Origin of the sequence: Cupriavidus agavae (genome assembly GCF_004217045.1) — a bacterium.
GTDB classification, from domain to species: domain Bacteria; phylum Pseudomonadota; class Gammaproteobacteria; order Burkholderiales; family Burkholderiaceae; genus Cupriavidus; species Cupriavidus agavae.
In genome coordinates this window covers 257,809-277,698 of the sequence record NZ_SGXM01000003.1, presented here as the reverse complement: position 1 = coordinate 277,698, position 19,890 = coordinate 257,809, and the positions used below count along the sequence as shown (strand labels likewise).

General features: G+C 68.2%; 19 protein-coding genes. 1 reads left to right on the top strand and 18 read right to left on the bottom strand.

The genetic code is table 11. From position 1 onward, the window contains the following. Positions 1-7 precede the first annotated feature (7 nt). Entirely contained in the window at positions 8-2,143 is a 2,136-nt protein-coding gene (locus EV147_RS15130) for a TonB-dependent receptor (RefSeq protein WP_130392030.1), read from the top strand. A gap of 76 nt (positions 2,144-2,219) precedes the next feature. Here EV147_RS15130 and EV147_RS15125 read toward each other — a convergent pair whose 3' ends face one another. From EV147_RS15125 to EV147_RS15040, 18 genes are all read right to left on the bottom strand, one after another. After that, positions 2,220-3,140, bottom strand: coding sequence for an MBL fold metallo-hydrolase (locus EV147_RS15125; protein ID WP_130392029.1), 921 nt, complete (start codon positions 3,138-3,140; stop codon positions 2,220-2,222). After that, positions 3,137-3,391 carry a DUF1289 domain-containing protein gene (locus EV147_RS15120; protein WP_130392028.1) on the bottom strand — a complete coding sequence of 85 codons (255 nt, stop codon included), beginning with the start codon at positions 3,389-3,391 and terminating at the stop codon, positions 3,137-3,139. Before EV147_RS15120 ends, EV147_RS15125 begins: the two co-directional genes overlap by 4 nt. After that, complete coding sequence (locus tag EV147_RS15115) at positions 3,388-3,894, bottom strand: YbaK/EbsC family protein (RefSeq protein ID WP_130392027.1); 507 nt, start codon at positions 3,892-3,894, stop codon at positions 3,388-3,390. The genes EV147_RS15120 and EV147_RS15115 overlap by 4 nt, the downstream gene beginning before the upstream one ends. Before the next feature lie 27 nt (positions 3,895-3,921). Next, positions 3,922-4,860 carry a hydroxymethylglutaryl-CoA lyase gene (locus EV147_RS15110; RefSeq protein ID WP_130392026.1) on the bottom strand — a complete coding sequence of 313 codons (939 nt, stop codon included), beginning with the start codon at positions 4,858-4,860 and terminating at the stop codon, positions 3,922-3,924. A 24-nt stretch (positions 4,861-4,884) separates the two neighbouring features. Further along, complete coding sequence (locus tag EV147_RS15105) at positions 4,885-5,826, bottom strand: 2-hydroxyacid dehydrogenase (protein WP_130392025.1); 942 nt, start codon at positions 5,824-5,826, stop codon at positions 4,885-4,887. 170 nt (positions 5,827-5,996) lie between these two features. Further along, complete coding sequence (locus tag EV147_RS15100) at positions 5,997-8,039, bottom strand: acetyl/propionyl/methylcrotonyl-CoA carboxylase subunit alpha (protein ID WP_130392024.1); 2,043 nt, start codon at positions 8,037-8,039, stop codon at positions 5,997-5,999. Positions 8,040-8,102: 63 nt separating this feature from the next. Continuing rightward, positions 8,103-9,143, bottom strand: a complete 1,041-nt coding sequence (gene bioB, locus EV147_RS15095; protein WP_130392023.1) for a biotin synthase BioB — start codon at positions 9,141-9,143, stop codon at positions 8,103-8,105. 33 nt (positions 9,144-9,176) lie between these two features. Then, positions 9,177-9,911: a dethiobiotin synthase gene (bioD, locus tag EV147_RS15090; protein ID WP_130392022.1), complete on the bottom strand. Its 735-nt coding sequence runs from the start codon at positions 9,909-9,911 to the stop codon at positions 9,177-9,179. Continuing rightward, on the bottom strand, positions 9,908-11,134 hold the full coding sequence (gene bioF / locus EV147_RS15085) for an 8-amino-7-oxononanoate synthase (RefSeq protein WP_130392021.1): 1,227 nt from the start codon (positions 11,132-11,134) through the stop codon (positions 9,908-9,910). Before bioF ends, bioD begins: the two co-directional genes overlap by 4 nt. Continuing rightward, a complete protein-coding gene (gene bioA, locus EV147_RS15080) occupies positions 11,124-12,536 on the bottom strand; it encodes an adenosylmethionine--8-amino-7-oxononanoate transaminase (protein ID WP_130392020.1) in 1,413 nt (470 codons plus the stop codon). Before bioA ends, bioF begins: the two co-directional genes overlap by 11 nt. A 252-nt stretch (positions 12,537-12,788) precedes the next feature. Then, a complete protein-coding gene (locus EV147_RS15075) occupies positions 12,789-13,574 on the bottom strand; it encodes an enoyl-CoA hydratase/isomerase family protein (RefSeq protein ID WP_130392019.1) in 786 nt (261 codons plus the stop codon). 24 nt (positions 13,575-13,598) lie between these two features. Further along, positions 13,599-14,519, bottom strand: a complete 921-nt coding sequence (locus tag EV147_RS15070) for an alpha/beta hydrolase family protein (RefSeq protein WP_198680259.1) — start codon at positions 14,517-14,519, stop codon at positions 13,599-13,601. 33 nt (positions 14,520-14,552) lie between these two features. Then, the gene (locus EV147_RS15065) at positions 14,553-16,160 is read right to left on the bottom strand and encodes a carboxyl transferase domain-containing protein (RefSeq protein WP_130392017.1); all 1,608 of its coding nucleotides are present in this window, start codon (positions 16,158-16,160) and stop codon (positions 14,553-14,555) included. 70 nt (positions 16,161-16,230) lie between these two features. Further along, positions 16,231-16,656 (bottom strand): YchJ family metal-binding protein, encoded by a 426-nt coding sequence (locus tag EV147_RS15060; protein ID WP_130392016.1) that lies wholly within the window; start codon positions 16,654-16,656, stop codon positions 16,231-16,233. Further along, entirely contained in the window at positions 16,653-17,333 is a 681-nt protein-coding gene (locus EV147_RS15055; protein WP_130392015.1) for an HAD family hydrolase, read from the bottom strand. Before EV147_RS15055 ends, EV147_RS15060 begins: the two co-directional genes overlap by 4 nt. After that, positions 17,330-17,989, bottom strand: coding sequence for a 2-hydroxychromene-2-carboxylate isomerase (locus EV147_RS15050; protein ID WP_130392014.1), 660 nt, complete (start codon positions 17,987-17,989; stop codon positions 17,330-17,332). The genes EV147_RS15055 and EV147_RS15050 overlap by 4 nt, the downstream gene beginning before the upstream one ends. A gap of 40 nt (positions 17,990-18,029) precedes the next feature. Beyond that, complete coding sequence (locus EV147_RS15045) at positions 18,030-19,160, bottom strand: acyl-CoA dehydrogenase family protein (protein WP_130392013.1); 1,131 nt, start codon at positions 19,158-19,160, stop codon at positions 18,030-18,032. Positions 19,161-19,197: 37 nt separating this feature from the next. Next, positions 19,198-19,878, bottom strand: a complete 681-nt coding sequence (locus EV147_RS15040; RefSeq protein ID WP_130392012.1) for an SDR family oxidoreductase — start codon at positions 19,876-19,878, stop codon at positions 19,198-19,200. Positions 19,879-19,890: the final 12 nt, after the last annotated feature.

Here is a 19,890-nt window from a genome sequence, read left to right as displayed (position 1 = left end):
GCGAGCCATGTACTCGAACTCCAACTTTATTCCGGCGGTGCGCCGCACCCCGCTGGCGGCACTGGCCGCCCTGATCGCAGCAGGTCTGTCGTCCCACGCACTGGCGCAGGACGCCGCCGCCCCGGCCGCTCCCGCCGCGCCCCAGACGCTGAAAGAGGTGGTGGTGACCGCCAATCCGCTCGGCAGCGACCTCAACGACATGGTGGCGCCGGTCTCGTCGCTGGGCGGCGATGCGCTGACCGTGCGCGAAGCCAGCACGCTTGGCGAGACCCTGAACAGCCTGCCCGGCGTGACCTCGTCATATTTCGGCCCCAACGCCAGCCGCCCGGTCATCCGCGGCCTGGACGGCGACCGCATCAAGGTGCTGCAGAACGGCGGCTCCACGCTCGACGCCTCGACACTCTCCTATGACCATGCGGTGCCCATCGATCCGCTGGTGGCCGAGAAGATCGAGGTGGTGCGCGGCCCGGCGGCGCTGCTGTACGGCGGCAACGCCGTGGGCGGCGTGGTCAACGTGATCGACAACCGCATCCCGCGCGACCCGATCACCGGTGTATCCGGCGCCGCCGACGTCAGCGGCACCGCCGGCGGTGACAAGGGCCGCAACGCCAGCGGGCTGCTCGAAGCCGGCAACGGCCAGTTCGCCGTGCACGCCGATGCCTTCGTGCGCCAGACCAGCGACCTGAAGATTCCCGGCTTCGCGCGTAGCGGCAACCTGCGCGCCACGCAGCCGCTGCCCGAGGGCGAGAGCGAGGCGTACGGCAAGATTCCGAACACCAACGCACACCAGGAGGGCGGCTCGCTGGGCGGCTCGTACACGTGGGTGGACGGCTTCGTGGGCGCGAACTGGTCCACCTACCGCAATGACTACGGCACGCCGGCCGAGGAAGACGCGCGCATCAAGCTGCGCCAGGACCGCTTCGCGGTGGCCGGCGAGGCCCGCAACCTGTCAGGCAGCACTGGCGGCATCATCGAGTCGGTCAAGGGCGACTTCAGCTACACCGATTACGAGCACCGCGAGATCGAGGACGGCGAGACCGGCACCACGTTCAAGAACCGCGGCTGGGACGCGCGCCTGGAGGCCAGGCACGGCAAGATCGGCAACATGACCGGCGTGTTTGGCACGCAGTTCGGCCACACCGACTTCTCGGCGCTGGGCGAGGAAGCCTTCGTGCCGACCACCACCACCGACAACGCCGCCTTCTTCGTGTTCGAGGAACTGCCGCTGATCTCGTCGGGCGACCTGAAGCTGAACTTCGGCGGGCGGCTCGACCACAGCCGCGTGAAGGCCAGCGCCAACGGCAACGACCGCTTCAGCGACGCGGAACGCAGCTTCAACGCCGGCAGCGCCTCGGCGGGCCTGCTCTACAAGCTGAACCCGGTCTGGACGGTCACGTCGAACCTGTCGTACACCGAGCGTGCGCCCACCTTCTACGAGCTGTATGCCAACGGTCCCCACCTGGCCACCGGCTCGTACGAGACCGGCGACCCGAACGCGAGCAAGGAACGCGCGACGTCGATCGACCTCGGCGTACGCTTCAAGCAAGGCGACCACAGCGGCAGCGTGTCCGGCTACTACAGCCGCTTCCAGAACTACCTCGCGCTGATCAACACCGGCGGCTTCCGCGACGAGGAAGGCAATGCCGTGGCAGGCGGCGCCGACGGCGCCCTGCCCGCCTACCAGTACCTGGGCGTGCCGGCCACGCTGTATGGCTTCGAGGCGGAAGGCAAGACCCGCCTGCTGCAGAAGATGCTGACCACCAGCGACACGCTCGACTTCGAGGCCCGCGCGGACTACGTGCACGGCGAGAACCGCAGCAACGGCGAACCGCTGCCGCGCCTGTCGCCGCTGCGCCTGGGTGGATCGCTGGTGTACGGCGCCGGCCCGTGGGGCGCGCGCATCAACGTGGACTGGAACGCCCGCCAGAGCCGCGTGCCGGCCGGCGATACGCCGACCGACGCCTACACGATGCTGGGCGTGGCGCTCACGTACAAGATGAAGCTGGCGGGCACGCAGACGCTGTTCTATGTGCGCGGGGACAACCTGACCAACACCGAGGCCCGTAGCGCAACGTCGATCCTGCGGGACATCGCGCCGCTGCCGGGACGTAGTGTGCGGGTGGGGATGCGGACGCGGTTTTGATTGGCGTATTCGCTGGTTTGCTTCCTCTCCCGCTTGCGGGAGAGGCGAGAAAACCATGGGGTGCGCGATGCAGCAATCAATCCAGATTGCTCACCCTCTCCCCATCCCGCACCAACGCCCCCACCTTCTCCAGCCCCTTCATCGCCTGATCGAAGGTGGCCTCCATCGACTGCGATGGCAGGTAGCGGGCCTGCATGCGCTGCATCAGCGGTGTACTGGCAAACCATGCAAACAAGTCCGCCCGTGAGATCGTCTGCGCTTCCAGCAGCTTGAACTTCACCAGCACCCTGATCGCATGCGTGGCATTGCGCAAGGGATCGGCGCGCAGATATTCCAGCCGACCCCGGGCGCGGCTCACGGCACCTGCCACATCGTCGAACACGCGGCCATGGCCCGGGATCACGAGCCGGGCGTCCAGCGTCTCGATACGCGAAAGAATCGCGGCCTGTTCGGCGAAGCCGCTCTCGCCATCCAACTCGGGGAAGATCACACCGAAGCCGTTTTCCCATAGTGCATCGCCGGAAATCAGGATGCGCGGCTGCGGCGCGAACAGCATCACGGCGTGCGGGTCATGCCCCGGCGCGGCGATCACCTGCCAGTCGATGCCGCCGAGATGCAACGCGTCGCCATCCTGCAGGACTGCATCGAACGCAAAGCGCGCGCATTGCTGGCCCGTTGCCGCGAAGCTCAACGCGTCGTCGTCCCACGCGGCTACCGCGGCCGCTTCGGCGGCCGGGATCGCCGTCACCGGCTGCCAGCGCGCCTGCAGCGCCGCGTTGCCGCCGCAATGGTCGGAATGGAGGTGGGTGTTGAGGATACGGCGTAGCGGACGCCCGGCCAGCGCGGCGTCCACCAGCGCCACGGTCTGCGCCGCGTGCGTGACGTAGCCCGTATCGACGATGGTCGTGTCCTGCGTGGCATCGTCGATGAACAGCACGTTGTTGGCCGACAGCCAGCCACGTTCGAACACGCGGATCGTGTCGGGCAGCGCGCTCATGCCTGGCTGCCTTCCTCGCAGAGCTGCGAGACGCGTGCCGGAAGCAGCGCCCAGACGCGGCGGCGTTCGGCGTCGTCGGCGTTCGACCAGGCCGCGATTTCCTCGATGGTACGCAGGCAGCCCTCGCAAAAGCCGCTCGCGCGCTCCATCTTGCAGATGCTGCGGCAAGGCGACGGCACGGGCGAGACAATCTGCGCCGCCGCCGCGCCGCGCACGAGGTCCGCCAGCAGGCGGCGCCGCGCGGGGGTCATTGCGCGGCCTGCGCCACGTCCACCACCGGCGCGCCGGTCATGGCCTGCAACTGCTGCGGCGTGAAGTTGAACACCGCGTGCGGATGCCCGGCGGCGGCCCAGACGCTCTCGTAGCGGAACAGATCCGCATCGAGCAGCATCACGGGCGCCACCGCATGGCCGATCGGGCAGACGCCACCGATCGCATAGCCTGTCTTCTCGCGCACGAACTTCGCATCGGCCTTGCCAAGCGGGCCCACGCGCGCGGCTACCTTGGCCTCGTCCACGCGATTGCTGCCGCTGGCGATCACCAGCACCGGCGCGTCGTCCTTCACCCGGCGGAAGATGATCGACTTGGCAATCTCGGCCACGCTGCAGCCCAGGCCCGCCGCCGCCTCGGCGGAGGTCTTGCCGGTGGCGGGCAGCATCACGACCGGACGGTCATGCCCGATGCCGGCCAGCAGGTCGGCCACGCGCTGCGCGGATTCGGGGAGGGCGGCAAGGGATTCGGGGGGCTGGCTCATGGTCGTTGTTGTTGTCGGTTGGAGCGATCACACGCAGGTGGCGGCGCCGGCCTCGGCGGCCGTGGCCCACTTGGTCAGCAGCGCCTTGCCCACGCGCGAGCTGTTGGGGCGGCCGATGGCCTGCGAGATGAAATCGCCAGTGCGCACCACGGCTTCGAGATCGATGCCGGTGTGCAGCCCCATGCCGTGCAGCATGTACAGCACGTCCTCGGTCGCCACGTTGCCCGTGGCGCCCTTCGCATAAGGGCAACCGCCGAGGCCCGCCACCGACGCGTGGAAGATGGCAATGCCCACTTCCAGGCTCGCGAGGATGTTCGACAGCGCCTGGCCGTAGGTGTCATGGAAATGGCCCGAGAGCCGGTCGATGGCGAACTCGGCCGAGACGGCGCGCATGACCTCCTGCACCCTGGTGGGCGTGCCCACGCCGATGGTGTCGGCAATGTCGATCTCATCGCAGCCCAGTTCGCGCATGCGGCGCACCACGTCCACCACGGCGCTGACCGGCACCTCGCCCTGGTAGGGGCAGCCCAGCGAGCACGAAATGCTGCCGCGCAGCCGCACGCCCGCTTCCTTCGCCGCCGCCGCCACCGGCTCGAAGCGCGCGATCGATTCGGCGATCGAACAGTTGATGTTCTTCTGCGAAAACGCCTCGCTGGCCGCGCCGAAGATCACCACCTCGTCCGCGCCGGCGGCCACGGCAGCCTCGAAGCCCTTCATGTTCGGCGTCAGCACCGAGTACAGCGTGCCGGGCCGGCGCGTGATGCGCGCCATGACCTCGGCACCATCGGCCATCTGCGGCACCCACTTGGGCGACACGAACGACGCGGACTCGATATTGACGAAGCCGGCGTCGGTCAGCTGATTGACCAGCGCCACCTTGACGTCGGCCGGCACCATCGCTTTCTCGTTCTGCAGGCCGTCTCGCGGGCCCACTTCGACGATCTTCACATACTGGGGAATGGTCATGCTGTCTCCTCGTCTGGCGCGGCGTCAGTAGCCGCGCTGCAGGTCCACCACGCCGGCGATCGGCTTGCCCTGGGCCAGCAGACGGATCTTGCCGGCGATCTGGGCGATGCTGTCCTCGCGCAGCGTCAGCGCTGAAATATGCGGCGTGATCGTGATGCGCGGCTCCTGCCAGAACGGATGCTCGGGCGGCAGCGGCTCGGTGCGGAACACGTCGAGCGTGGCGCCGGCGATCTGCCCGTCCTGCACGGCCGCCAGCAGGTCCTCTTCCACCACGTGCGGGCCGCGTGCCACGTTGATCACGTAGGCACCCCTGGCAAGCTTGTAGAGCAGGTCGGTGCCGATGATGTCCTCGGTCTCGGGCGTCAGCGGCAGCACGTTCACCAGCACCTTCAGCCCGTCGAGGAAAGCCACCTGGCCGTCATCGCCGTGGAATGATGTCACGCCCCCGACTTCCTTGGCCGAGCGGCTCCAGCCGCGCACCGGGAAGCCGAAGCTGGCCAGCGTGCGCGCGATGTGCGAACCGAGCGTGCCGATTCCCATCACGCCGATCGTGAAATCGGCGCGGCGGTGGGGCTTCAGGAATTTCCACGTGCCCGCCTTGTGCTGCGCGTCATAGGCATCGAGCTTGCGGAAATAACGCAGCACGGCGGCGGTCACGTACTCGCTCATCTGCGCGGCCATGCCGGCATCGTCGAGGCGCACGATCGGCACGCCGGCCGGCAGTGCGTCCGGATCGGCATCGCGCAGCCGCAGGATGCCGTCCACGCCGGCGCCGAGGTTGAACACGCCCTTGAGGTCCGTTCTGCCCCGCAGCATTTCCAGCGGCGGGCGCCACACCACGGCGTAGTCCACGGGCTGGCCCTGGCTCTCCTCCCACGTCACGCATTGCGCTTCGGGCAACACCTCGGCGAATCCCTCGATCCACGGCGCATAGCGGCCATCGGGCACGTACAACTGCAACTTCATCTCGACTCCATTGTTGTGTGGGGCTATCCGGCGATTATGCGCTCGTCTTCTGGTTGTGGGACAGCGGTGGGCGGTTAGCGCACGGCGTGTGCGCAGGTCACCAGCCGTTGCCATGCGTTCCCCTCTCCCATGCAGTGGGAGAGGGACCAAACCGAGAGCAGGAACAACGGCTAGGCGCCAGCCACTTCCTCTACCGCAAACGCCAGCAACTGCGCGCCCTCGGCAACCTGTTCTCCCACGCCATACAACACTTCGCTCACCACGCCGTCGGTAGGCGCCGTGATGGTGTGTTCCATCTTCATCGCCTCCATCACCAGCAGCGGCGTGCCGCGCGTGACCTGGCTGCCCGGCTCCACCATCACGGCGATGACCTTGCCAGGCATGGGCGCGGTCAGCTTGCCGCCCTCGCCCTCGGCTTCGCCGGCGTGCGACAGCGGATCGAGCCACCCGAGAACGGTGTGGCGGCCGGCGTGGAAGACGTGGAACGTGTCGCCCTCGCGGTGCACCTGCCCGTGCGTGCGGCGCGTGCCGAGATCGACGCGGATATCGTCGGCCTTGAACGTGTACGCGAATGGCGCGGCCTGATCGGCGTAGATCAGCGTGTTCTTGCGGGTGTCGCGGGCGTCGCCCTTGAGCACGACTTCCAGCTTGTGCCCGGCGCCTTCGAAGTACAGCGTGCGCGTGTCGCGGCCGTTCAGGCGCCAGTTGCCGGCCTGCGTCCAGGGCGAGTGGCGGTCTGCCTCGTCCACGCGGCGCTCTTTCGCCTCGCGTTCCAGCAGCGCCGCCACGGCCAATGCGATCGATTCGATGCCGACCGACTTCTGCGGCGGGAACAGCGTGGCCTGGTTGCGTTCGATCAGGCCGGTGTCGAGGTCGGCCGTGCGGAAGGCGTCGGACCTGATCAGCCGCTGCAGGAATGCCACGTTGGTCGACAGCCCCACCACGTGGTACTGCGCCAGCGCCTGGCTCATGCGCGACAGCGCCTCGTCGCGGTCCCGGCCCCAGACGATCAGCTTGGCGATCATCGGGTCATAGAACGGGCTGATGGTGTCGCCCTCGCGCACGCCGGCGTCGATACGGATGCCTGCCGGGCCGTGCGCGTCACCGCCGCGCATGAACTGCACCGCCGGGGGCGTGCGCAGGAAGCGCAGCGTGCCCGTAGAGGGCAGGAAGCCCTTCTCCGGGTTTTCGGCGTAGATCCGCGCTTCCAGCGCGTGGCCGTCGATGCGCAGCTGATCCTGCGTCAGCGGCAGCGGCTCGCCCGAGGCGACGCGCAACTGCCACTCCACGAGATCCTGGCCTGTGATCATCTCGGTGACCGGATGCTCCACCTGCAGCCGCGTGTTCATCTCCATGAAATAGAACGAGCCGTCCTGGTTGGCGATGAACTCGACCGTGCCGGCGCCCACATAGCCCACGGCCCGCGCGGCGGCCACGGCGGCTTCACCCATGGCGCGGCGACGCTCCTCGGTCATGCCCGGGGCCGGCGCTTCTTCCAACACCTTCTGATGGCGGCGCTGCACCGAGCAGTCGCGCTCGAACAGGTAGACGCAGTTGCCGTGCGTGTCGGCAAACACCTGGATTTCAATGTGCCGGGGACGCGTCAGGTACTTCTCGACCAGGACCTTGTCGTCGCCGAAACTGGCCGACGCCTCGCGCTTGACCGATGCCAGCGCGGCCTCGAAGCCCTCGCCGGCATCCACCACGCGCATGCCCTTGCCACCACCGCCGGCGCTGGCCTTGAGCAGCACCGGGTAGCCGATGCCATCGGCCTCGCGCCGCAGCAGCGCGGCGTCCTGATCCTCGCCGTGATAGCCGGGCACCAGCGGCACCGCGGCCTTCTCCATCAACTGCTTGGCCGCGCTCTTGCTGCCCATCGCGTGAATGGCCTCGGCCGGCGGGCCGATGAAGACGAGACCTGCCTCGGCGCAGGCACGGGCGAAGTCTTCGTTCTCCGAAAGAAAGCCGTAGCCCGGATGAATGGCCTGGGCGCCGGTCTCCTTCGCCATCTCGATGATGTGGTCCGCGCGCAGGTAGCTGTCACGCGCGGCCGGGCCGCCGATATGCACGGCCTCGTCGCAGAACGCGACGTGCCGCGCGTCGGCGTCGGCGTCCGAGTAGACGGCCACCGTGCGGATGCCCAGCCGGCGGCACGTGGCCGCCACGCGGCAGGCAATCTCGCCACGGTTGGCGATCAGGATCTTGTTGAACATGGCTCCTCCCTTGTTGTCTCCGGTCGGCGAGCCAGCGTCCTCAGATCGGCAAACCCCGTCCTGTTACCCCGCGAAGCCTTCCGCGCGGATATCCAGGCGTGCCAGCAGCGCGCGGTCGCGCTCCGCCTGCGGGTTGCCGGTCGTCAGCAGCCTTTCGCCGTAGAAAATGGAATTGGCGCCGGCCATGAAGCACAGCGCCTGCAATGCTTCGTCCATGGCCTCGCGGCCTGCGGACAGGCGCACCATCGCGCGCGGCATCGTGATGCGTGCCACGGCAATCGTGCGAACGAACTCGAACGGGTCCAGCGCCTCGGTGCCGGCCAGCGGCGTGCCCTCGACCTGCACCAGGTTGTTGATGGGCACCGACTCCGGGTACGGGTCCATGTTGGCCAGCTGTGCGATCAGCCCGGCCCGCGCCGCACGCGATTCCCCCATGCCCACGATGCCGCCGCAGCACACGTTGATGCCGGCCTCGCGGACGTGGCCGATGGTGTCGAGCCGGTCCTGGTACGTGCGCGTGGTGATGATCTTGCCGTAGAACTCGGGCGAGGTATCGAGGTTGTGGTTGTAGTAGTCCAGGCCCGCGTCCTTCAGGCGCTGCGCCTGTTCGGCCTTGAGCATGCCCAGCGTCACGCATGTCTCCAGTCCCATGGCCTTGACCTCGCGCACCATGTCGATCACGGGCTCCAGGTGGCGCTCCTTGGGGCTGCGCCAGGCGGCGCCCATGCAGAAGCGCGTGGCGCCGTTGGCCTTGGCGGCCTTGGCGGCGTCGAGCACGGCTTCCAGATCCATCAGCTTCTCGGCCTTGACGTCGGTGTCGTGGTGCGCGCTCTGCGGGCAGTAGCCGCAGTCTTCCTCGCAACCACCGGTCTTGATCGACAGCAGCGTCGACAACTGCACGGTATTGGCGTCGAAATGCTCGCGGTGCACCTGCTGCGCGCGGAACAGCAGGTCATTGAACGGCAGCGCGAACAGCGCGGCCACATCGTCGACGCGCCAGGCATCGGTGTCCTTCGGCGCGGCGGCGGCGAGGTTGCGGGCCGACTGGCGCAGGGCATCGGCGGAGATCGAGGCGACGGTCTGGGTTTCAGCGATTTGGTTCATGTTCGGTATTTCGTATTCTGTTCGTGGGGCGCGTCAAGCGTGACGCGGCGCGGGGGGACCAGCCAGCAGCGGCGCAAGGTCCAGGTGTTGGGCGGCGGCGGCGGGGGCCACCTGCCAGGGGAGTTCGCCGAGCAGTGGCGCATCGAGCGCGTCCTGCAGCGTGACGATGTTCTCCGTGGGCAGCAGCATGTCGGGGTCGATGCGGTTGGCGATCCAGCCGGCCAGCTTCAGCCCGCGCGCGCGCACCGCCTCGGCGGTCAGCATCGCGTGGCTCAGGCAGCCCAGGCGCACACCCACCACCATGATCACGGGCAGGTCGAGCATCACGGCCAGATCCGCCGTGTTCCAGCGGGCCGCGCCCACATCGAGCGGCACGATGAAGCCGCCCACGCCCTCCACCACCACGGCCTCGGCCCTCTGCCGCAGGCCGTCGAACGCGGCGCGGATCGGCTCGCGCGTGATGCGCTCGCCCTCCAGCGCGGCGGCCAGATGCGGGGACGCTGGCGTGCGGAAGAAGAACGGGCACATCTCGTCCTGCGGCACGATCACCGAACCCGCCGCGCGCAACTGGTCCACATCGTCGTTCTGCCAGCTGTCGTCGAGCCATTCCCCGCCGGCCGCCACGGGTTTCATCCCCACGGTGCTGTAGCCGGCCTCGTGCAGCGCGTGCAGCAGCGTGGCCGTGGCGTGCGTCTTGCCCACGCCGGTGTCGGTACCCGTGACGAAGCAGGCAAAGCGCCCGGGCCGGTTTTCGATCACGCGGCTCATGCGGCTTCCCTGTGCTGGTGCGCAACCGGCACGGCCCGCGCGATGGCGGCGAGCAGGCGCGCCACGTCCTGCTCCGTGTGCGAGGCCGACAGCGTGATGCGCAGCCGCGCCGTCCCCGCCGGCACCGTGGGCGGGCGAATCGCGCCAACGCGTATGCCTTCGGCTTCCAGCGTCGCCGACAGCGCCAGCGCCGCGGCGTTGTCGCCGACGACCAGCGGCTGGATTGCCGTATCGCTCGCGCCCAGCGTCCAGCCGGCCTGCGCCGCCAGCACGCCAAGCCCGGCGCGCAGTTGCGCGATCAGGTCGGCAAGGTGCGCGCGGCGGCAGTGGCCTTCCTCGCCGGCGATGATGTCGAGGCTGGTCAGCAGCGCGTGCGCCACGGCCGGCGGTGCGGCGGTCGTATAGATATAGGGACGCGCCGTGTTGACCAGATGCTCGATGATCGTCGCGTGCGCGGCCACGAACGCGCCGGCCACGCCAGCAGCCTTGCCGAGCGTACCGATGTAGATCAGCCGCTCCGAGCGCAGGCCCAGGTGTTCAAGCACGCCCCGGCCCTGCGCGCCCAGCACGCCGAAGCCGTGGGCATCGTCGACGACGATCCACGCGTCATGCCGTTCTGCCAGCGCCAGCAGCGCGGCCAGCGGCGCGATATCGCCATCCATGCTGAACACGCTGTCGGTGACGATCAGCTTCAGTTGGCTGGCACTGTCGCGCAGCAGCGTGTCGAGCGCTGCGGCATCGCCGTGCGGGTAGCGCTGCACGTCGGCCTTTGCCAGCCTGGCGCCGTCGATCAGCGACGCGTGGTTGAGGGTCTCGCAGAACAGCGTCGCGCCCGCCGTGCCGAGCGACGTCAGCACCGCGAGGTTCGCCATGTAGCCCGTGCAGAAGTACAGCGCCTGCGCCTCGGGGATATGCGGCGCCAGCCAGCTTGCGAGTGCCTGTTCGAGCTGCGCATGGGCCAGCGAGTGGCCGCTGACCAGATGCGAGGCGCCACTGCCGGCGCCATAGCGATGCGCGCCCTCGGCCAGCGCGTGGGCGATGGAGGGGTGGTTGGCCAGCCCGAGGTAGTCGTTGCTGCAGAACGTCAGCAGCGGCGTGGGTTCGGCGTCTGCCGCACCCACTGACTGATGCGGCGCGCACGCGGTGTGCGCGATGCGGCGGCGGCGCGTCAGCGCCTGCGCCTCGCGCTCGGCGGCGGCCTGTTGCAGGAGATCAAGCAGCATGGCGGACCTCCTCTCCAGTTACCGGGCCGATGACCGCGTGCAGCGTCGACAGCAACTGCCCGCCCAGCCAGTTGGCCAACGCGGCGTCAAAGACGTACGGGGGCATCACGTACAGCGTGTTGCCGATGGGCCGCGCCAGCACGCCGTGTTCGCGCGCGGCAAGATGGAAGCGGGCCGCGAAGTCGGGCCCGGCTGCGTCGGCATCGACATCGGCCGCCCAGATCAGGCCGCGCTGGCGGACGTTGCCCACGCGCGGATCGGCGGCAATGGCGGCCATGGCCCCGGCCAGCCATTGTGCGCGGTCGTGGTTGCGGGCCAGCACGTCGTCCTGCCCGAACAGGTCGAGCGTGGCGAGCGCGGCGCGGCAGGCCAGCGGATTGCCTGTGTACGAGTGCGAATGCAGGAAGCTGCGCGCGATATCGTCGGCCACGAACGCACGCTGGATCTCGGGGCGCGACAGCACGAGCGACAGCGGCAGGTAGCCGCCGGTGATGCCCTTCGACAGGCACAGGAAGTCAGGCCACGCGTGCGCGGGCACCGCCTCGCCATCGCGCGTCTGCTCCCAGGCGAAGAACGTGCCGGTACGGCCGCAGCCCACCGCGATCTCGTCGGCGATCAGGTGGACACGGTAGCGGTCGCACAGCGCCCGCGCGCCGTCCAGGTACGAAGGATCGTACATCGCCATGCCGGCGGCGCCCTGTACCAGCGGCTCGACGATCAGCGCGGCGATCTGGCCCGCGCGGTCACGCAGCAGGGCTTCGAGTTCGGCCAGGGCGCGCGTGGCGACATCGGCCGCCGTCTCGCCGCCCGCGGCCTGACGCGCGTCGGGCGACATCACCACATGGGCGCGCCGCGTGAGCGGGTCGTAGGCGTCGCGGAAGATCTCGACATCGGTCACGGCCAGCGCGCCAACCGTTTCGCCGTGGTAGCCATGGCGCAGGCACACGAACTCGCGCTTGGCGGCGAGCCCGGTGTTCCGCCAGTAGTGAAAGCTCATCTTCAGCGCGATCTCGACCGCCGAAGCGCCGTCCGAGGCGTAGAAGGCGTTGCCGAGCGCGTGGCCGGTCAGCGCGGACAGCCGCTCGGCCAACTCCACGGCCGGCGCGTGCGTGCAGCCGGCCAGCATCACGTGTTCCAGTGTCTGCAGTTGCGCCATCAGCGCCGCATTGATGCGCGGATTGGCGTGGCCGAACAGGTTGACCCACCACGAACTGATGGCATCGAAATAGCGGCGGCCTTCGGTATCGACCAGCCACGGTCCTTCACCACTGGCGATGGCCAGCGGCGGCTCGTTGGCGGCCGCGTCGGGCCGCAGGCGCGTGCAGGGATGCCACACGGCGCGCTGGCTGCGTGCCGCAAGCGTGGTATCGCCTGGCGGTGTCTGGGGGACAGGATGTGTCAATGGACCCTCCTTGGAATTGCCATGAGCCGCCCCGCCGGCGATGCGTGCCGGGCGGTGTTGGCTTTGGGGAAGCTCATGGTAGGAAGGTCCATCGTTGATTGGCAAATTGGGAGGGGGCCGAGGTTTATCGACGGGTTACAAGAGGAAGCGCGAAGTTGTGGGCGTTCGTGGTTTGTGTGTCACTTGGATGGGGCGTTTGGCGGCTAACTCCGGGCATATTTTTTCCCCACCAGGGGTGGAATCAAAGCACTCTCAAACCTTCCAAGCCGCCGCCCGCTTTTCCAGGAACGACCGCACGCCTTCCTTGCCCTCTTCCGACGCCCGGATCGCCGCAATCCGGTTTGCCGTATCCGCCAGCAGGTCGCCATCGATCTCGCGTCCCGACACTTCCTGAACCAGCCGCTTGCTCTCGCGCACGGCGTTGGGGCTGTTGCCGATCAGCGTGGCGGCGATCTCGGCCACCTTCTCGTCCAGTGCCTGAGGCGTGGTCACGGCGTGGACGAAGCCGAGCCGCAGCGCCTCGGCCGCGTCGAAGCGCTCGGCCGTGATGAAATAGCGGCGCGACGCCTGTTCGCCCATCGCCCGGATCACGTAGGGGCTGATGGTCGCGGGCAGCAGCCCCAGCCTGGCCTCCGACAGGCAGAAGTGCGCCGACTCCACCGCCACGGCGATATCGCAGGCGGCCACCAGCCCCATGCCGCCGGCGTAGGTGTCGCCCTGCACGCGCGCGATCACGGGCTTGGGGCACGACCAGACCGTGTGGAGCATCTGCGCCAGCGTGAGCGCATCGGCACGGTTCTCGTCGTCCGAGTAGCCGGCCATCTTCTTCATCCAGTTCAGGTCGGCGCCCGCGCAGAACGCCGGGCCGTTGCCCGTCAGCACGATGGCGCGCACCTCGGGCGTATCGCCCAGCGCGCGGAAGGCGCCGGTCAGCTCGGCAATGACTGTCTCGTTGAATGCGTTGCGCACCTCGGGCCGGTTCAGGGTGATCGTGGCGAGGTGGCGTTCGGCCGTGACCGTCAGCGTGGTGAATTGCATGTCTGCTCCAGGATCGAATGATTGTCAGGAAGCCTGTTCGGCGGCGCGCGTCGCGGCGGGGTTGCCCCGCTCGGGCACTTCGTCGAACGGCAAGCCCAGATGGCGGAAAAACGCGCCCACTTCGGGTAGCCACAGCGCCAGGCCCTTGCGGCTGCTGAACAGCTTGTGCGAGTCGCCGTCGAACTCGCCCATGTCGACGAAGCGCGCATCGGCCGCCACGCCCTTCGCCTGCGCCTTGTAGTGGTTGAACATGCGCTCGGGCAGTGGCCATGGCCAGAAGCTGTCGTTGTCGCCGTAGATCCACAGCGACGGGTACTGCGCGCTGCGCCCGTACTCGCCGAACGCATCGATCAGGCTGTTCTCCCATCCGGCGCACTTCTCGTTGCGCAGGCCGCCGGCGAAGTTCACCACGCCGAGCACGCCCGGATAGCCGATGGTCGCCAGTGCCATGGTCGACAACCCGCCATACGACTGCCCCAGCACCACGATGCGGGTCGGGTCCACATACGGTCGCTGCACCAGGTAGTCGAGCGCCGCCACCACGTCCTCGGCCTGCTTCATCCCGTTGGCATGGAAGTCGCACCCGCCACCCGCATAGATGCCGCCCGATTTCGAGAAGCCCTGGCGCATCGGCAGCGCCACCGCGTAGCCGCGCCGCAGGAACTCGGCCGTCTGTGCCTCGAACCGGGCGCGGCCCTGGTAGGCCGGCTTGCCCGGCGACTTGCCGTGGTTGATCACCACCAGCGGGAACGGCCCCGCGCCCGCCGGCCGGAAGATCGTCGTTTCAAGGTTGATGGTCCGGTCCGGCCCCGTCTTGGGCAGCATCACCACCTGCTCCACGGCATGCTGCGGCAGCACCGCCTGCGCAAGCGCATGGCCGCACCACGCGATGCCGCCAAGCGCAGCCAGCGTGAAACCGAGGGCAGTGGAAACGACACGGGACATCACGGCAACCAACCTTCTTCGCTCGAAAAATGACTACATGCGGAACACGCCGAACTTCATGTCGCCGATCGGCGCATTGAGGCTGGCGGACAGGCCCAGGCCCAGTACCGTGCGCGTCTGCGCCGGGTCGATGACGCCATCGTCCCAGAGCCGCGCGCTGGCGTAGTACGGATGGCCCTGGCGCTCGTACTGGTCGCGGATCGGCGACTTGAACGCTTCTTCCTCGTCCGCGCCCCACTGCCCGCCTTTCGCCTCGAGGCCGTCGCGGCGCACCGTGGCCAGCACACTGGCCGCCTGCTCGCCGCCCATCACCGAAATCCGCGCGTTCGGCCACATCCACAGGAAGCGCGGCGAGTACGCGCGGCCGCACATGCCGTAGTTGCCGGCACCGAACGAGCCGCCGATGATGACCGTGAACTTCGGCACCTGCGCCGTGGCCACCGCCGTCACCATCTTGGCGCCGTTGCGGGCGATGCCTTCATTCTCGTACTTGCGGCCCACCATGAAGCCCGTGATGTTCTGCAGGAACACCAGCGGGATCTTGCGCTGGCAGCACAGCTCGATGAAGTGCGCGCCCTTGAGCGCCGACTCCGAGAACAGGATGCCGTTGTTGGCGATGATGCCGACCGGGTAACCCCAGATCCGCGCAAAGCCGCACACCAGCGTGGTGCCGTAGCGCGCCTTGAACTCGTCGAACTCGGAGCCGTCGACCACGCGGGCGATCACCTCGCGCACGTCGTAGGGCTTGCGCGTATCGGTGGGGATCACGCCGTACAGCTCTTCCACCGGATACAGCGGCTCCTGCGGCGCATGCAGGCGGATCTGGTCCGGCTTGCGGCGGTTCAGGTGCTGGACGATGTTGCGCGCCAGGCTCAGCGCGTGATGGTCGTTCTGCGCAAAGTAGTCGGCCACGCCCGACAGGCGCGTGTGCACATCGGCGCCGCCGAGGTCTTCGGCGCTGACTTCCTCGCCCGTGGCGGCCTTCACCAGCGGCGGGCCGCCCAGGAAAATCGTGCCCTGGTTCTTGACGATGATCGACTCGTCGCTCATCGCCGGCACATAGGCGCCACCGGCGGTACATGACCCCATCACCACGGCGATCTGCGGGATGCCCTTGGCCGACAGGTTGGCCTGGTTGTAGAAGATACGGCCGAAGTGGTCGCGGTCCGGGAACACGTCATCCTGGTTCGGCAGGTTGGCGCCGCCGGAATCCACGAGGTAGATGCACGGCAGGTTGTTCTGCTCGGCAATCTCCTGCGCGCGCAGGTGCTTCTTGACCGTCATCGGGTAGTAGGTGCCGCCCTTGACCGTGGCGTCGTTGCAGACGATCACGCACTCCTGCCCGGCCACGCGGCCGATGCCGGTGATGATGCCCGCGCCGGGCGCGGCATCGTCATACATCTCGTACGCGGCCAGTTGCGACAGTTCGAGGAACGGCGTGCCCGGATCGAGCAACTGCTGTACGCGGTCGCGGGGCAGCAGCTTGCCGCGCCCCAGGTGCTTGTTGCGTGCGTCCTCGCCGCCGCCCTCGGCCAGCTTCGAGATCTTCTGGCGCAGGTCGGCCACGAGTGCCTGCATTGACTCGGCGTTGGCCTTGAACGATTCGGAGCGCGCGTTCAGTTTGGTTTCCAGCGTGGGCATGTCTCTTCCTGTGAATGCTTTCTACGTTGCCTGCTTCTGCCGGTGCTGCGGTACTGCGGTGCTGCGTTGTTCAGTCCTGGTCCTTCACCTCGCCATCGACGTAGAGCCAGCGCGCCGGGGTGCCGGGCTCGCGCGGTTCGAAGACGAAGCGGCTCAGTTCTTCCAGGCGATGCGCGCGGCCGCCCACCTTGTAGCGCGCCACGAACTGCACCGTGGCGTGGGTGTCGTCCTGCTGCGCGTGCGACTTGACGGCCAGCCCGAGCCAGCGCGTGCCGCTGTCGAACGACAGGTCTTCCGGGCAATTCGAGGCGTACCAGGTCTGGCGCAGCCACCCGGCGTCACCGAGCACGTAGGCGCTGTAGCGCGAGCGCATCAGCGCCTCGGCCGTGGCCGGTGTCGCTTCGCCGCGATGGAAGCGGCCGCAGCAGCTCGCATAGGGACCGTTGCCGCACGGGCAGGCATCGGCGGCGGCGTTGGCGGCGCGCTTTTTCGTCATCCGATCAGCTCCGGCAGGTCGCGCATGTCCGCGAAGATGGTGTTGGCCCCGGCTGCGCGCAGTTCATCGGGCGAATTGAGCGCGGCGTAGCCGAATACGGTCATCCCCGCCGCCACGCCCGCCGTGGTGCCAGTCGGGCTATCCTCGACCACGGCGCAGCGTGCCGGGTCCACGCCCATGGTGCGCGCGGCCAGCAGGTAGACGTCCGGCGCGGGCTTGGTGCGCTCGACTTCGGTCGACGAGAAGATGTGCTCGCGGTCATCGTCGACAAACAGGTCGATCAGCCCCGTATGGTTGAGCTGCAGCTTGACCTTGATGCGGTCCGCGCCCGACGCCACGCAGACGGGCAGCCCGCGCGCCTTGATCGCCTCGATGGCCTGGCGGATGTACGGCACGGCTTCCAGTTCGGCCTGCAGCGTGGCGTTGCGGCGCACGAACCAGTCCGACAGGAAGTTCTCGGGCAGCGGGCGGCCCAGGCGGGCCTCGATGTTGCCGAGTTCGTCCTTGACCGCGCGGCCCAGGAACCAGCGCGTGGATTCCTCCAGCGTGATCACGATGCCCAGTTCGTTGAGCACGCGGTTCAGCAGGCGGTGGACGATCGGCTCGCTGTCGACGAGCACGCCGTCACAGTCGAAGATCACGCAATCAAAGCGGGCGGACGGGGTTGCTGCGGTCATGCGGGTTTCTTTTCCTTCAGGATGTCGTTACCGCCAACGGCGCGCAGTTCCGGCTGCCGCAGGCTTTTCAGATAGGCTTCCACCTGGTCGAACCGGTCGAAGCCCCAGAACGGTTCACCGTCGATGATGACGAAGGGCGAGCCAAACACGCCCTTGGCCAGCGCCACATCGACCTCGGCCTTGAGCTGGTCCTTGATCTGGTAGCTCGTGGCGCCTTCGTTCAGCGCAACGGGATCGATGCCAAGCCCTTCGGCCAGCTTCGCCAGCTCGGCGGGCTCGGCAATGTTGATGTCGTCGACGAACAGCGCGCGGTAGACGGCCTTGGCGAACGCGGTGGCCAGGTCGCCGCCGCGATGGTTCTGCAGCCACAGCGTTGCGCGGGCCGCGTGCTGGGTCGGCAGCGGGAAGTGCGTGGGGCGCTTGTACTCGATGCCGTGGAACGCCGCGGTGCGCTCGAAATCGCGCCAGCAGTACTCGCCCTTGAGCGGAATCGATGGCAGCGGCGCCGAGCCCGTGGTCTTGAACACCACGCCCAGCAGGATCGGATGCCACTGCACGCCGCGCCCGTACTTGCGCGCTATCTCGTCGATGCGCGTGCTGGCGAAATAGCCGTAGGGCGAGGAGAAATCGAAATAGAAATCGATGGGGGCGGTCATCGCGGGTGAGGCTCCGGTTTCGGGTTTCAGGGGTATTGCGTCAGCCAAGCGCACGGGCGATCAGGATCTTCTGGATGTCGCTGGTGCCCTCGTAGATCTGGCACACGCGCACATCCCGATAGATTCGCTCGACCGGGAAATCGTTCACATATCCGTATCCGCCGAACACCTGGATGGCGTCCGAGCACACCCGCTCGGCCATCTCGCTGGCGAACAGCTTGGCCATCGCGGCCTCTTTCAGGCAGGGCCGGCCGGCATCCTTGAGCGACGCGGCGTGCCACACCATCTGGCGGGCAACCTCCATCTGCGTAGCCATGTCCGCGAGCCGGAACTGCACGGCCTGGTGCTGGAACAGCGGCTGGCCGAAGCTCTCGCGCTCCTTCGCATAGGCCAGCGCGGCGTCGAACGCGGCGCGCGCCATGCCGATGCTTTGCGAGGCGATGCCGATGCGGCCGCCTTCCAGCCCCGACAGCGCCATCTTGTACCCGGCCCCTTCCTCGCCGAGCAGGCAGTCCGCCGGAATGCGGCAGTTCTCGAACACGATCTGCGCGGTGTCCGACGAATGCTGGCCCAGCTTCTCCTCCAGCCGCGCGACGATGTAGCCGGGCGTCGACGTCGGCACCAGGAAGGCGCTGATGCCACGCTTGCCGGCCGCCTTGTCGGTCACGGCCATCACAATGGCCACGTCGGCGTGCTTGCCGCTGGTGATGAACTGCTTCACGCCGTTCAGCACATAGTGGTCGCCATCGCGCGTGGCCGTGGTGCGCAACGCCGAGGCATCGGAACCCACGTGCGGCTCGGTCAGGCAGAACGCGCCGAGCATCTCGCCGCGCGCCAGCGGCACCAGCCATTGCTGTTTCTGCGCGTCGTTGGCGAACGCCATCAGCATGCTGCACACCGGGCAGTTGTTGACGCTGATGACCGTGGACGTGCCGCCGTCGCCGGCCGCGATCTCTTCCAGGATCAGCGCGAGCGACAGGTAATCGAGCCCGGCCCCGCCCAGGTCCTCGGGCACGGCGACGCCGTAGGCGCCGAGCCGCGCCAGCTCCCGATGCACGTCCTTCGGGAAAGTCTTGTCGCGGTCCCACTGCGCGGCCTGCGGCGCGATGACCTCTTGCGCGAACTGGCGCACGGCGTCGCGGATCATTTCCTGTTCGGGGGTCAGCAGCATGAACGTTGTCTCGCGTTGCGCGGCACGCGCGCGCCCTTTACCAGGGAATCGGCGTGCCGTCGTAGTTGTGGAAACTGCCGTTGTCGTTGTGCGTCAGGCCAGCCAGCGTGCGGCGCATGCCGCTGACGCTCTGCTGCGGCGTGAGGTCGGCCTGCGGCCCGCCCATGTCGGTCTGCACCCAGCCCGGGTGCAGCGCCACGCAGATCGCGTGGCGCGCATCGAGCGACACGGCCTTGAGCACCGCATTGGCCGCGGCCTTGCTGACGCGATACATCCAGGCGCGGTTGCTCTCCATGCCGCCGATGCTGCCCATCTTTGAAGACAGAACCGCCAGCACGCCGCCGCGTCCGTGGTTGCCGGTCTCGACGAACGGCAGCAGCAACGGCAGCGCCATCATCGGGCCCAGCACGTTGGTGTGCATCACCGCGTCGAAATCCTGCCGGGGCACCGGCTGCGCGGCCTCGGTGCGCGGGCCGATCACGCCGGCGTTGTAGATCGCGACGTCGATGGTCTCGCCATCGAGTTTCCAGCCCAGCCCGGCCACCGCGCCCGCATCGGTCAGGTCAACCTTGTGCGCCTCGGCGCCGAGCGCCTTGATCGCCTCGACCCCTTCGTCGCTGCGCGCCGCCGCTATCACGCGCCAGCCATCGGCACGATACTGGCGGACAAATTCAAGGCCCAGTCCGCGCGAGGCACCGAGAACGAGAGCGGTTGGCATGGAGAAGCTCCT